Source organism: Leclercia sp. 119287, assembly GCF_009734485.1.
Lineage (GTDB): Bacteria > Pseudomonadota > Gammaproteobacteria > Enterobacterales > Enterobacteriaceae > Enterobacter > Enterobacter adecarboxylatus_C.
Genome location: NZ_CP046445.1, coordinates 1,217,680 through 1,229,856 on the forward strand (window position 1 = coordinate 1,217,680; position 12,177 = coordinate 1,229,856).

At 54.7% G+C, this 12,177-nt stretch carries 13 protein-coding genes and 1 tRNA gene; 6 read left to right on the forward strand and 8 right to left on the reverse strand.

Going from position 1 to position 12,177, the window contains the following annotated elements; translation table 11 throughout:
- Positions 1-42 precede the first annotated feature (42 nt).
- The 5 genes from GNG27_RS05885 to folD form a co-directional block, all read right to left on the reverse strand.
- Positions 43-564, reverse strand: a complete 522-nt coding sequence (locus GNG27_RS05885; protein WP_156263122.1) for a metal-dependent hydrolase — start codon at positions 562-564, stop codon at positions 43-45.
- Positions 565-636: 72 nt separating this feature from the next.
- The gene (malI, locus tag GNG27_RS05890; protein WP_142488506.1) at positions 637-1,653 is read right to left on the reverse strand and encodes a Mal regulon transcriptional regulator MalI; all 1,017 of its coding nucleotides are present in this window, start codon (positions 1,651-1,653) and stop codon (positions 637-639) included.
- A 74-nt stretch (positions 1,654-1,727) separates the two neighbouring features.
- A complete protein-coding gene (locus GNG27_RS05895) occupies positions 1,728-3,227 on the reverse strand; it encodes a PTS transporter subunit EIIC (protein WP_142488507.1) in 1,500 nt (499 codons plus the stop codon).
- Between the two features lie 281 nt (positions 3,228-3,508).
- A complete protein-coding gene (gene ybcJ, locus GNG27_RS05900; RefSeq protein ID WP_156263123.1) occupies positions 3,509-3,721 on the reverse strand; it encodes a ribosome-associated protein YbcJ in 213 nt (70 codons plus the stop codon).
- A 1-nt stretch (position 3,722) separates the two neighbouring features.
- Positions 3,723-4,589 carry a bifunctional methylenetetrahydrofolate dehydrogenase/methenyltetrahydrofolate cyclohydrolase FolD gene (gene folD, locus GNG27_RS05905; protein WP_142488509.1) on the reverse strand — a complete coding sequence of 289 codons (867 nt, stop codon included), beginning with the start codon at positions 4,587-4,589 and terminating at the stop codon, positions 3,723-3,725.
- A gap of 222 nt (positions 4,590-4,811) precedes the next feature.
- On the opposite strand from folD, the gene GNG27_RS05910 reads away from it, so the two are divergent.
- From GNG27_RS05910 to GNG27_RS05925, 4 genes are all read left to right on the forward strand, one after another.
- A tRNA-Arg gene (locus GNG27_RS05910) sits at positions 4,812-4,888 on the forward strand.
- Between the two features lie 246 nt (positions 4,889-5,134).
- Positions 5,135-5,626: a hypothetical protein gene (locus GNG27_RS05915; protein WP_156263124.1), complete on the forward strand. Its 492-nt coding sequence runs from the start codon at positions 5,135-5,137 to the stop codon at positions 5,624-5,626.
- Between the two features lie 77 nt (positions 5,627-5,703).
- Entirely contained in the window at positions 5,704-5,853 is a 150-nt protein-coding gene (locus GNG27_RS05920) for a hypothetical protein (RefSeq protein WP_156263125.1), read from the forward strand.
- A gap of 75 nt (positions 5,854-5,928) precedes the next feature.
- Positions 5,929-6,774 (forward strand): hypothetical protein, encoded by an 846-nt coding sequence (locus tag GNG27_RS05925; protein WP_156263126.1) that lies wholly within the window; start codon positions 5,929-5,931, stop codon positions 6,772-6,774.
- On the opposite strand, the gene GNG27_RS05930 is transcribed toward GNG27_RS05925, so the two are convergent.
- The 3 genes from GNG27_RS05930 to GNG27_RS05940 form a co-directional block, all read right to left on the reverse strand.
- The gene (locus tag GNG27_RS05930) at positions 6,715-7,560 is read right to left on the reverse strand and encodes an EAL domain-containing protein (RefSeq protein WP_156263127.1); all 846 of its coding nucleotides are present in this window, start codon (positions 7,558-7,560) and stop codon (positions 6,715-6,717) included. The two genes, GNG27_RS05925 and GNG27_RS05930, sit on opposite strands and share 60 nt — an antisense overlap.
- A 76-nt stretch (positions 7,561-7,636) precedes the next feature.
- On the reverse strand, positions 7,637-9,553 hold the full coding sequence (locus GNG27_RS05935) for a methyl-accepting chemotaxis protein (protein ID WP_156263128.1): 1,917 nt from the start codon (positions 9,551-9,553) through the stop codon (positions 7,637-7,639).
- 151 nt (positions 9,554-9,704) lie between these two features.
- The gene (locus GNG27_RS05940) at positions 9,705-10,145 is read right to left on the reverse strand and encodes a winged helix-turn-helix domain-containing protein (protein ID WP_142488514.1); all 441 of its coding nucleotides are present in this window, start codon (positions 10,143-10,145) and stop codon (positions 9,705-9,707) included.
- A 537-nt stretch (positions 10,146-10,682) separates the two neighbouring features.
- Here GNG27_RS05940 and GNG27_RS05945 point away from each other — a divergent pair.
- Together GNG27_RS05945 and GNG27_RS05950 are read left to right on the forward strand one after the other, a co-directional pair.
- A complete protein-coding gene (locus tag GNG27_RS05945; protein ID WP_156263129.1) occupies positions 10,683-11,492 on the forward strand; it encodes a winged helix-turn-helix domain-containing protein in 810 nt (269 codons plus the stop codon).
- Positions 11,479-11,943: a hypothetical protein gene (locus GNG27_RS05950; protein ID WP_156263130.1), complete on the forward strand. Its 465-nt coding sequence runs from the start codon at positions 11,479-11,481 to the stop codon at positions 11,941-11,943. The genes GNG27_RS05945 and GNG27_RS05950 overlap by 14 nt, the downstream gene beginning before the upstream one ends.
- The last annotated feature ends 234 nt before the right edge of the window (positions 11,944-12,177 follow it).

Sequence of the window (12,177 nt, forward strand, 5' to 3'; positions counted from 1 at the left end):
CGAACGTAGGCCGGGTAAGCGCAGCGCCACCCGGCTTTACTTTTACCGCCGTTTCCACCACAACAATCCCATCAGCACCATCCCCGGCAGCCATACCCACAGCAGTTCCGAAAGAATCACCTGATGCCCGTAGGGCGTCATGTAGCGCGACAGCGCAAAGGGCGCGACCTTGATCACCTGCCAGGGCGCAAAGAAGCGTTCATCCGACCACGGCCACAGCCAGCCGACCCCTTTCCCGCCCGTCGTCACCGAATCCAGCAGGCTGTGCGACAGCAGCGACACCGTTAAAAACAGCCAGCAGCGCACCAGCCCGGCCCTGAACCATCGTCGTCCAATCAACACACAAAGTAACGGCACCACAAAGGCGAACAGCAGGGAGTGGGTAAAGCCGCGGTGACCAAAAATATTGCCGTAGGCGACGCCGAACTTAAACGACAGCACGTCGGCATCCGGCAACATGGCGAGGACAACCCCGGCGAACAGCAGGCGAGGGGGAATAACCCGGGTGCCCAGCCCTAAGCCGAGGCAAATCGGCACAGCGGCATGGGTAATGATGGTTGGCATAACGATTATCCATGGCAAATCATGGAAATATAGCAGAGCACGGCGGAACTCCGTGCCGGGCGTAAATCTGAATTACGCCGATTCCCGGGCGATCAGCTGCCCTGACAGGGTAATGCGCTGGGTTTGCAGCTCAGGCTCTTTCAGCTTGCGGATCATCAGCCCCGCCGCCTGACGGCCCGTCTCTTCACTGGCGGAAGAGACATAGGTAAAGGACGGGGAGGTGAGATTAACGTGCAGCATATCCTCAAACCCCACCAGCGCCACCTGCTGGGTCAGAAACACATCTTTGCCCACCGTGCGGCCCACATGATGAATGCCGGAGATGGAACCGAGCATCGCATCCGGGGAGTGGCAGAGCAGGGCGGTAATGGTGTTGTTTTTCTCCAGTAGCTGACGGGTGGCGAAACTCGCCGCCTGGGTATCGTCGCGGCAGGCCGGAGCGGATTCCTCGCGGAACACCAGTCCGTTTTGCGTCATCGCGCTGCGAAAACCCAGCAGGCGCTGCTCGCGGATCCGATCCCCTTCCGTGCCGCCGATATAGGCGATATTGCGATGGCCGCGCTCAATCAGATAGCGGGTCGCCAGATGCGCCGCCTGGCGGTTATCGCGCATCACCAGATTGCAGGTCTCATCCAGCAGCGACTGCGACACCGCAACCAGCGGCAGCGGGCACTGGCGGATCAACGCCGGAAGGGCGGCATGGCGAGTGTCTGATGCCAGATAGATCACCCCGGCGACGCCCTGCTGCTTAAAGGAGAGCAGGCAGCGCTCCAGGTGTTCGCCGTCGTTCAGCGGTTGGCCGAGAAACACCATAAAGCCCTGCTTCTCCAGCTCCTGGACGATGCTCGCCATCACCTTGATGGAAAAGCTGTCGCTGAAATCCCGCAGGATCAGCCCGATCAGATTGGAGGTGTTGGCGCGGAGGTTGGCGGCGGCCACGTTATGCACATAGCCCAGGGCGGTGATGGCGGCGTGGACTTTTTCAATCGTCGCCTCGGAGATCTTTCCTTTCTGACGCAGGACCAGCGAGACGGTGGAGACCGAAACCCCTGCCTCTCTGGCGACATCAATGATGCTGACCTTCTTCACATCTTCTCCCTGAAATGCCTGATAAGACAACGTCTCCCGTAAGAGTACAGGAGACGTGTCGGTCAGGCAGCTTATTATTTACCGATCATCGTGGACATCGTCTGGGCGATAAACTGTGCCCGGGCGCCAAAGATAACCTGAATGCCGGAGTCACCGACGAAGACCACGCCGCGTGCGCCGAGGCCGTTCAGACCATCTTTATCCACCATCTCGCTCTTCGCCACTTCCAGACGCAGACGGGTGATGCAGGAGCCGACGGAGTCGATGTTCTGCGCGCCGCCCAGCAGGCCGATGATTTCGGTAGCGATTTCGGTGTCGGTTTTATCATCCGCATTGGCCGTCACTTCGGTGCGGCCCGGCGTTTTCACGTCGAAGCGACGGATCACGAAGCGGAAGGTGAAGTAGTAAATCAGCGCCATCGGGATACCGATGATAATGGCGTTGAGGAAGTTGGTCTGGTAGCCGTTAAACGACGGCAGGATCCCGAACGACAGGTAGTCGATAAAGCCCGCCGAGAAGGACTTGGCGATATGCGCATGCATCAGGTACATGGTCATGTACGCCAGGCCTGCCATGATGGCGTTAAAGACGTAAAGGATCGGCGCCACGAAGATAAAGGTGAACTCTACCGGCTCGGTGATCCCCGTCAGGAAGCAGGTCAGTGCCGCAGAGAACAGGATACCGGCAGCGATCTTTTTGTTTTTGGTGTGGGCTTCGTGGTACATCGCCAGACAGGCCGCAGGCAGCGCGAACAGCATCAGCGGGAACTCGCCCTGCATGAACTTACCGGCGTTCTGGTAGGTGTCGCTGCTGAAGGATTTGGTGCCTTCTTCCAGCATTTTGAACCAGATGGTCTGGTCGCCGTGGATCACCTGGCCCGCCTGGGTGGTGTAATCCCCGAACGAGTACCAGAACGACGGATACCAGATGTGGTGCAGACCCAGCGGGATCAGCGCACGTTCCACCAGACCAAAGATAAAGGTCGATGCCGCCTGGTTATCACCGTTGACCACCACTGACAGCGCATCGATGCCGGCCTGGATATGTTGCCAGATATAGGGCAGCAGCAGGCCCATCACGAACGACAGGAACGCCGTTGCAATGGCGACAAAACGCTTCCCGGAGAAGAAGCCGAGGAATTCCGGCAGCTGCATGGTATGGAAGCGGTTGTAACACCAGGCGGCGAGAATACCGCACAGCAGCCCGCCAAAGACGCCCATCTGCAGCGTCGGGATGCCCACCACCATGGCGTATTTCCCGCCCTGAGAGGCCATCTCCGGCGTAATGCCGAGCACGGTGCCGATGGTAATGTTGGTGACAAATACCGCCACCGCCGCCGACAGCGCCGCGATACCGGATTCAGATGCCAGGCCGACGGCCGAACCGATGGCGAAAAGCATTGGCAGGTTATCAAAAATGACGCCGCCCGCGTTCATCATCAGCGGCAGGTGGAACTTATCCCCGAAGGCCAACAGCAGGCCCGCAGCGGGAAGCAGTGAGATTGGCAGCATTAAGGCGCGACCAATCATCGATAATTTCGACAGCGATTTAACAAACCCTGATATCAGACTCATGCTGATTTCCCCCGAGTGCGCTCTGTGAGCGCTGTTATAGTGAGTAGAACGTTTTAGTAGAACGTTCTACTTATCGTGAGGAAAGCCTGAAAATCGCGCAACTTAATTTTCACCTTTCAACAGATGAAATAGTGATTATTTGAAGTTGATCGATAATTAACCGTGATAGATGTGGGGGGATATTGAGGGGAATTGCCGGGTGGCGGCTGCGCCTTACCCGGCCTACAAACGGAGCCAGTACGTAGGCCCGGCAAGCGAAGCGCCGCCGGGCATCAGACGACTCAGGCCGTCACGGTCACGCTCTGCCCTGCAAAACTCACGGTCTGACCCGCGACAATCTTGCAGCGCTTGCGGGTTTCCACCACGCCGTCGACCTTCACCAGACCGTCAGCAATAACGATCTTGGCCTGGGCGCCGCTCTCGCTCCAGCCTTCCAGCTTCAGCAGATCGCACAGCTCAACGTGCGGGTGTTTACCTAATGAAAAAGTCGCCATCTTACGCTTCCTCTACGTCGTGATACTCAACGCATGCCTGCAGGGTGTTTTCAATCAGGGTCGCGACGGTCATAGGACCCACGCCGCCCGGAACCGGGGTGATGTAAGAGGCGCGCGCTGCGGCATCTTCGTAAACCACATCGCCCACCACTTTGCCGCTCTCCAGACGGTTGATCCCCACGTCCACCACAATCGCGCCTTCCTTGATCCACTCGCCCGGAATAAAGCCCGGCTTGCCCACGGCCACGATCAGCAGGTCGGCATTTTCGACGTGCTGGCGCAGGTTTTTGGTAAAGCGGTGGGTGACGGTGGTGGTGCAGCCGGCCAGCAGCAGCTCCATGCTCATCGGGCGGCCAACGATGTTGGACGCGCCAATCACCACGGCGTTCAGGCCGTAGGTGTCGATGTTATAACGCTCCAGCAGCGTGACGATGCCGCGCGGCGTGCACGGACGCAGACGCGGCGCACGCTGGCACAGACGGCCGACGTTGTACGGATGGAAACCGTCCACGTCTTTGTCTGGCGCGATACGTTCCAGCACTTTTACGTTGTCGATGCCCGCAGGCAGCGGCAGCTGGACCAGGATGCCGTCAATCTCTTTATCGGCGTTCAGGGTATCAATCAGCTCAAGCAGCTCTGCTTCGGAGGTGGTTTCCGGCAGATCGTAAGAGCGAGAGAGAAAGCCCACCTCTTCGCATGCTTTGCGTTTGCTGCCGACATAAATTTGTGAAGCCGGGTTACTGCCGACAAGCACAACAGCCAGCCCGGGAGCGCGTTTTCCTGCGGCCCGACGTGCTGCCACTTTTTCCGCAACCTCAGAGCGCACCTGCTGCGCAATCGTTTTACCGTCAATAATCTTTGCTGCCATCAGAGAGAAGATTCCATCTGTAAGGAGTGAAAGGGGGGATGAGCATATTTTGTCAGAAGCGCGCGCTGCTGTCAGTCACACTTTGCGGATTTTCCTGTTAAGCGGGCCTGTTGCCAGCCATCGATATGAACTACAAGAGGATTGTACTAAAATGCATTGACTCAACGGTCATTGACCGTATAATTCCACGCGCTTCACCACTGCGAAGACATTCTTCTCCGTGCGCCCTTAGCTCAGTTGGATAGAGCAACGGCCTTCTAAGCCGTAGGTCAAAGGTTCGAATCCTTTAGGGCGTACCATTTCAAATCAAGCGCTTACTTAATCCCTCCCGCTTCGACTTTTTCCTCATGGGACATATTTGGGACATCAATCCCGAAAATCGAGTCAATTTGAATACACGCTTAACTTGTTCATGCGGTCTGGCGATCGGCATATATCAGGAATACATACCATAGCGCTGTTTATTTGTTCCGCCGATAACGTGGATTTCGTTTGTGACGTGGTCAGGTAAACAAAAGCCCCGAAATAGCGGGGGAAGGATATCCATGAAAACAAAGCAATTACTGCTGTTTGTGCTCTTTATTTTTGCGCAATGTACTCATGCTCAGGAACACTACAATTTTGAAGATGTAAAACCTGCAGTTGTTGAATTCTTTAAGCACGGGGCAGGGAATCCTGATGGTTGCGATATGCTCCGGGAGCAGCTCGCAAAAAATCCAAAGGATGAGCAAACAAGAAAAATGATGACTGGTTTCTGTGATAGCGACTTAGATACAACCAAGCCAGTCACTTTCACAGAAATGTTTGTGCATGATTCTGAAGGGCATCCATTTGTTTGCGGCATCATTTCTGGTCAGACTCAACTGGGACGAAAAATAGGCGCGCGTTTTATTGCTGCCGAACCATATCATTTGGTTCTGGGCTTCAAGTATTCACGACGACCGATAGCTTACGCGACGGGTGATGGTTTTTTGGTCGATGAATATCGTTCTCAGGTGAAAGCCTTCAATGAACTTTATGCAAAAGTATGCAGCTGAATTAAATACCCCTTTGTTTATCCTTCAGTTCGATAACGCCCTTGCACTCAGCGCACGTCTGGCAACCGGGAACGGCAGTGCGCCGCGCCCTGGACAGCCTGCTTAGGCATGTTGACGATCTGGTCGTCAGGGCGGCAAACATCGACAGGATCTTATTTGAATCCCGTGTCTTATCGCGACTGACCTCCCGCCAGGTGACGCTGTTCAATATTATGCTGGCAACCTGACCCGCATCTGTATAATACCGGCGAACGCGTGCTTTCAGCCTCGCGCTGAGGTCGGGTAAGTATTAAGAGGGAATGATGTCCGGTATTGCGCATTATTATGAACACCAGCAGATAAGCAGCCCGCAACAAGTGGCCACGCTATCGGCACAGTCGCCCTCTGCCGGGATGACGCAGACCAGCGTACCCGCCTCCTTTTCGCAGTTAACGCATTCTTCGCAGCCGATCATCGCTCAGCCTGCGACACGCCCAGCGCAACCCGCCGACCGCCGCCAGGTATCGATTGCCGCCACGCCCGCCTCGTTTGAGCAGCTGGGGCAATACGCCAGCTTGCAGGGGTGGAGTGAAAATCAGCTTGCGCTGATGAAACGCTTATCTCAGTACCGGAACAGCCGCACCGGGCCCGCGTGGTCGCCGGTCGGAGGCATCCGTGGGATCCGTAATAACAACCCCGGCAATCTGGAAGCCAGCTGGGCCTTTACCTGGCAGGGGCAGAATGGCACCGACGGGCGTTTTGCCACCTTTGCCTCCCCGGAACACGGCATCCGCGCGCTGGGCGTAAATCTGCTCGCCTACCAGCGGCGCGGGCTGGATACCATCAGTAAAATTATCTCCCGCTGGGCACCGCCGCAGGACAATAACAATACCAACGCATATATCCAGAACGTCAGCCAGGCGCTTGGCGTCTCACCGACTACCCGGCTTGATGTGGCCTCGCCCGCGGTCTTAACCGCGTTGAGTAAGGCCATTATTCATCAGGAGAATGGGGACGTGCCCTTTTCCGATGAGACGATTGCGAGCGGGATATCATCGGCGCTGGGAATGGCGGCGCTGTCGGACAGCCCAACGCCGGTATTGAAAGTGTCAGCTGGCGAGCACGCGATCGCGGGCAATGATCTGATGGATAAGCTCACTGGCCGGTAGCGGCTTGAAGAAATAGTATCCCTGTAAAAAATCGATCTGTTTTCGGCGTAAATAGTCGGCCTGCGCTTTGGTCTCCACCCCTTCGGCAATGATCTTCAGGCGCATGTTTTTCGCCAGGTCGATCACGCTGTCTACCAGCCGCGTATCGCCATTCCCACCAATTTGGCTGACAAACAGCTTATCAATCTTAATAAATTCAGGATTGAGGGCTGAGATATAGGACAGATTTGAATAGCCGGTGCCAAAGTCATCCAGCGCCAGCGAAATATTGGCCTGGCGCAATGCGGCAAACCAGTTACTCAGCTGCGGCGTGAAATGCAGCGGATGCCGCTCGGTGATCTCCACCACCACGTGGCTCTGATTGGCATTGAATTTACTCAGCATGTCGCGGGTATCATATTCAAAACCAGGATCGAGACAGTTTTGCGCGCTGATGTTAATACAGATATAGGTCCCGACCGGGAAGCGGTGGATCTGATCCTGCAGATCGGCAACCACCTGCTGCATCAGCTGGTGGGTCAGGGGAACGATCAGATCGTGCTTTTCCGCCAGCGGAATAAACGCATCGGGCGCCACAGCCCCGTACAGCGGATGGCGCCAGCGGGCCAGCACTTCGATCCCGGCAATTTGACCGGTGCGGGCGTTCATAAAGGGCTGGTAAAAGGGCACAATCTGCCGGTGTGCTATCGCCGTGCGTAGCGCGCTGGCTGAGGCGCTAAACTGCCCCGAAAAATAGCGGGCTAACCTGGCATTCAGGCTGGCCCGCAGTTTGTGAATGTTAATCATGGTCAGTTTCACCGCGGCCTGGGTCAGGCACCCGGAAAACCGGTGGCCTGACAGGGGCTATATCATCTGGCTGGCGTCAGAACTGCACCCAGTCGCCCGAGGGTTGCGCCGGGGCTTTTTTGCCCGAGGCTGGCGTGACGGCCCGCGCGGCGACGCCACTCTGTGACTGCGACACTTTGAATATCGCCACTACTTTCTCCAGCTGGACGGCCTGATCCTCCAGCGAACTGGCAGCGGCAGAGGACTCTTCCACCAGGGCGGCGTTCTGCTGGGTGGTGGTGTCCATCTCGGCCATCGCCTGCGCGATTTGCGCAATGCCGCGGCTTTGCTCATCGGTCGCAGCGGCGATCTCACTCATGATGTCGCGAACCTGGGCGACAGAGCTTTCGATGCGGGACATCGCTTCCCCGGCCCCCTCCACCAGGTTAAAGCCGTTATCGACATACACCACCGATTCCCCGATCAGGTTTTCAATCTCCTTCGCTGACTGGGCGCTGCGCTGGGCCAGGGTGCGTACCTCGGCGGCGACGACCGCAAAGCCTTTGCCCTGGTCCCCTGCTCGGGCGGCTTCCACCGCGGCGTTCAGCGCCAGAATGTTGGTCTGGAAGGCGATGCTGTTGATAACGGTGGTGATCTCCGAAATACGGTGCGAGCTTTGACGCACGTTCTTCATGGTGTCGATCACTTTCTGCGAAATCTGGCTGCCTTCGGTGGCATTCACCGAGGCTTCCTGAGCGAGGGCGCGGGCATGGTTGGCATTCTCAGCGTTCAGCGCCACGGTGGAGGTGAGCTGTTCCATACTGGCCGCCGTTTCGACCACCGCGGCAGACTGCTGCTCGGTACGCGACGACAGATCGATATTGCCGGCGGCAATTTCGGAGGCCGATCGCGCCACGCTATCCACACCGTTACGCACGTCATGAATGATGTTTTTCAGGTTCTCATTCATGGTAGCCACGGCGTTCATCAACATACCCGGCTCGTCGCGGCGATTGCTGCTGAGGGTCGCGGTGAGATCGCCTTTGGCAATCTGTTCGGCCACGCGCAGGGTCTCGCTGAGGGGACGTGTAATGGAGCGGGTGATCGCCATTGCCAGCAGCACGGCCAGCACGATACCGATCGCAGCGACGATCGCCATCTGGTACTCAACGCCGTCGACGGTATTCGCGACTTTTTTCTGCTGTATGTCAAACAGCGTCTGGATGGCCTTCGTCAGGACCTCCGCTTTGCCGGTTAAGGTATCGGACAGGGTAGCCTGCTCATTCCAGACGGCTCGGTAATGTTCCAGCTCAGGGCCGATGTTCTGAATGTTCTCAAGGCTTGCCTGTAACAGCGATTTTTGAGTCTCAGGCATTAACTGAAGTAGCTGGCCGACATCGGTTTTGCCGACCTCCAGCCGGGACTGGATCTGTTTCTCCATGTCTGAGGTCGGGTGCTGTTTATACAGCGTCATCTGCGAGTCGATATCGCTCTTCGCAAAGGCCACCTGCCCGGCCAGGAGCGCAGTTTCAGGCGACATAGACGGCTCCCGGCTCAATCTGGACACGATTTCGGCGTTGTCGCACAGCACCTGCGAAGAGACCTTTTGTTCACTCTGTTTCTTTTCAGACAGGGCTTTGGTAAAGGGGACCAGGGTAATGATGTAGCTGTTCACGGCTGCGGTAGTATTGTCCAGGGCCGTTTTGCCTTCCGGCGACCAGCTATAGGTCTCCAGCTGGGCAATAGTGTCCTGCATCCGCGTGGTGGCGGCATTTACCTGATCCAGATACGTTTGATCGAGCGTGTACTGGAAATTGGTTCGACCCAGACGCACGGCAGACAAGGCATTGAACAGGTTCGTGGTTAAGCCGTTTTTATCCACTTTATCCTTGATATTGTTAAGCCCCAACAAGCCCGATGACAGGATCGCCAGCGTCACCAGCAGGACGACTGCAAAGCCGAAAAATAATTTTCGGCTGACTTTTAAATTTAGAAAGCGATTAACTATGCTCATATATCTTCCACTATCGGTGCATGCCGATAAAAAGTGTTTTTATGCTATTTTTGCCATCATTAACGGGAGGTGAATTCCCTGGCGTTGGTCATCAAAACGTAAAAAAAAAAGCCCCTCGCGTTAATGCTCAGGGCGAATGCCTGGGTTGACATCACTCACTCAGACTATCTGGTTTCTCCCTTTTATTATCAGGCTGAGGCGGGAGTTCACTCATCCTGTAATATACCGGTATCACATCCTGATAATTAATCATGTAGCCACGCCCCTTAATGTTGCGGATAAAATCTGCGGGCAGTCCCAGCAGACCCAGCTTTTTATTCAGGTTGTTCAGAACTTGCCACAGTCGCTGCGTGGAAGGACACAGGTTATTCTCCTCCCAAATTTTGTCGAACAGCTCTTCTTTACTGATCGCGGTGCGCCGGCCATGCTCCAGCAGATAGAGAAAAAGCCTGAGCATAGTTTCATTAAAATAAATTGATGCAAATACTATACTTTTATCGGTGTGGCTACCGGTAAGCCGATACAGCCTGCGATTTGAAATATCGAAGTGAATCTCATCACCGATCATAAATCCATAGAGTCGATAGCCCATTTATTTCATACCTGGATAATTAAATAAAATACCGATCCCGACCTGCACGCCGAACATAAATCCACACCGTTTATGTGGGGGATTATATGGCTGCTATGAATGCTTTCCAATACACACCCCGGTGCGCTACAGCAAAGCGGTTGAGAAACCCTCGGGTGTAGTCCTTTTGTTGCTGTAAACCAGATTTTCGGTATTAAACGCTGCCTGATTTTCTGTCTCTACGCTTTTATCCTGATTTTGCATAATGAGGCGACGCATCAAGATGAAATGGTGTATTTAGGCATCACGTTAGCATTTTTCACTGATAGTTTAAGGGCGATCCGCATACCGTTTTTCTGTGTTCTCAGAATGCGGCGAACAACGAAAAAAGAGGAGTGAAGTTATATGATTTATACTGAATCAGAAGTGCGCTATCGCCTCGCTTAACGTGGCCGTCCGGCGGGTTTTTGACAACCAGGTAATTGATAAATATTTTAAAAAATCTGAATCAGAAATTTGATGAACGCCATCCTTTGCCAATGAGCCTGTGGTCATGAAATGAAACCTGTTTTTCTGATTAACGAAACCGTCCTGTTTGAGCCGGAAGCCCGCCGCCTGTGCTCGCTTACTGACTACCCGGCGCGGGCAGTCATTCTGCATGGGCCGGTGAGTGAGTGCCTGCTTCAGCTCCTCGAGCAGAATGAGCAGGTGCTGACGCAGCGTTCTTTATTTGCCGCCGTGTGGGAGAAACAGGGCACCGTCGTGACCACCAACGCCCTTTACCAGACCATCGCCTCAATCAGAAAAGCGCTGAAATCGGCCGGGCTGGAAGAGAACGTCATTATCACTGTTCCGAAAGCCGGGTTTAAATCCGTCGCTCGGCTGCGGGTCGGTACCCAGGCGGAGTTTATCGAACGGAATAAAACCATAACTAACCCCGATTTAGCCGAGGTATCCTCCGAAGTCGTCAAACCCGACATTCTGCCCCCTGTGACGCAACGCTCCCGCCGTTTCTGGCGACCGGCTATGGGTTACTGGCTGGCAGGCGCGCTTTTTTTACTCTCCTGCGGTGTACTGTATCCGGAACTCAAACCCGCTGAACCGGTATTTGTCGGCTATCACCCCATAGGCACCATTGATGGCTGTGAGGCCTATTCCTCGTGGAATGAGACAGAGAAAAGCCAGAGGATGTGGGCCTCGCTGTCTCAGCGTTTTCCGCTGACCTGTAAAAAGGGAGAGGTGGCCTATATGACGCTGAACCGCGCGCAGTTGGGAATATCGGTGATTATTTGCGACCGTGCGCCGGAAAATCGCGAGGCGCGCTGTGAGTCTATTTTTTACAGGCAACCCTACTATGACAATGAATAAGCAGCTGTTGCGCTGGTGTATTATTTTTCTGGCGGCTATCTCCCCGCTGCTTGTTGCCGGTTATTTGCATTATCAGCGTAATAATTTTAGCTGTGAGACCCATGCGACTATTGTCGAACAGCGGGCGGTTATCGATATGGTAATGAATTTTTCGTTTAATGACGGTGTCGGGAGTTACGACGCCACCGGGGAGTATATTGAAGAGAATAAACCGCCAGTGGCAATCAGTAATAAGGTGGGGTTCACCTACTGGCGTGAAGAGGGGGAGGTAATTCTGGTCTCTAACGAAACCAATGTCCTGCCGAAGAAACATTTAAACTATCTCGCCTATGTCCCGGACTTCTTTCAGCACCGGGAGCGGGGAATCAGATTGAATATTCTTCCCGCCAATGCTGACAGCTATTTTTTTACCTACAGTAATTCGCCAGTGATGTATTGTACGAAAGGATAACCCCGCACCATCAGAGGTGTTTAGACTTCCTTTTTTACTTTGTTGCCCCTGTTTACACTTGATCATATAAAGATAATGAGTATAGTTCTCATTCTCTTTAGTGTTTGCGGGCGCGTAGGGACTTTCCCGCATCAACAGTGAGTGCAGATATCACACGGAACACTGAGTGTTATCGGGGGACGCTGCACTGGCCTGACGGCCTGAAACCATAATCCTAATCGCAAACACCAGGCG

Coding starts and splice junctions, on each gene's coding strand:
- GNG27_RS05940 (WP_142488514.1), bottom strand. CDS start 10,145: ATGGGCTATCGACTCTATGGATTTATGATCGGTGATGAGATTCACTTC.
- GNG27_RS05950 (WP_156263130.1), top strand. CDS start 11,479: ATGACAATGAATAAGCAGCTGTTGCGCTGGTGTATTATTTTTCTGGCG.
- GNG27_RS05935 (WP_156263128.1), bottom strand. CDS start 9,553: ATGAGCATAGTTAATCGCTTTCTAAATTTAAAAGTCAGCCGAAAATTA.
- ybcJ (WP_156263123.1), bottom strand. CDS start 3,721: ATGGCGACTTTTTCATTAGGTAAACACCCGCACGTTGAGCTGTGCGAT.
- GNG27_RS05925 (WP_156263126.1), top strand. CDS start 5,929: ATGTCCGGTATTGCGCATTATTATGAACACCAGCAGATAAGCAGCCCG.
- GNG27_RS05930 (WP_156263127.1), bottom strand. CDS start 7,560: ATGATTAACATTCACAAACTGCGGGCCAGCCTGAATGCCAGGTTAGCC.
- GNG27_RS05945 (WP_156263129.1), top strand. CDS start 10,683: ATGAAACCTGTTTTTCTGATTAACGAAACCGTCCTGTTTGAGCCGGAA.
- GNG27_RS05885 (WP_156263122.1), bottom strand. CDS start 564: ATGCCAACCATCATTACCCATGCCGCTGTGCCGATTTGCCTCGGCTTA.
- GNG27_RS05915 (WP_156263124.1), top strand. CDS start 5,135: ATGAAAACAAAGCAATTACTGCTGTTTGTGCTCTTTATTTTTGCGCAA.
- GNG27_RS05895 (WP_142488507.1), bottom strand. CDS start 3,227: ATGAGTCTGATATCAGGGTTTGTTAAATCGCTGTCGAAATTATCGATG.
- folD (WP_142488509.1), bottom strand. CDS start 4,589: ATGGCAGCAAAGATTATTGACGGTAAAACGATTGCGCAGCAGGTGCGC.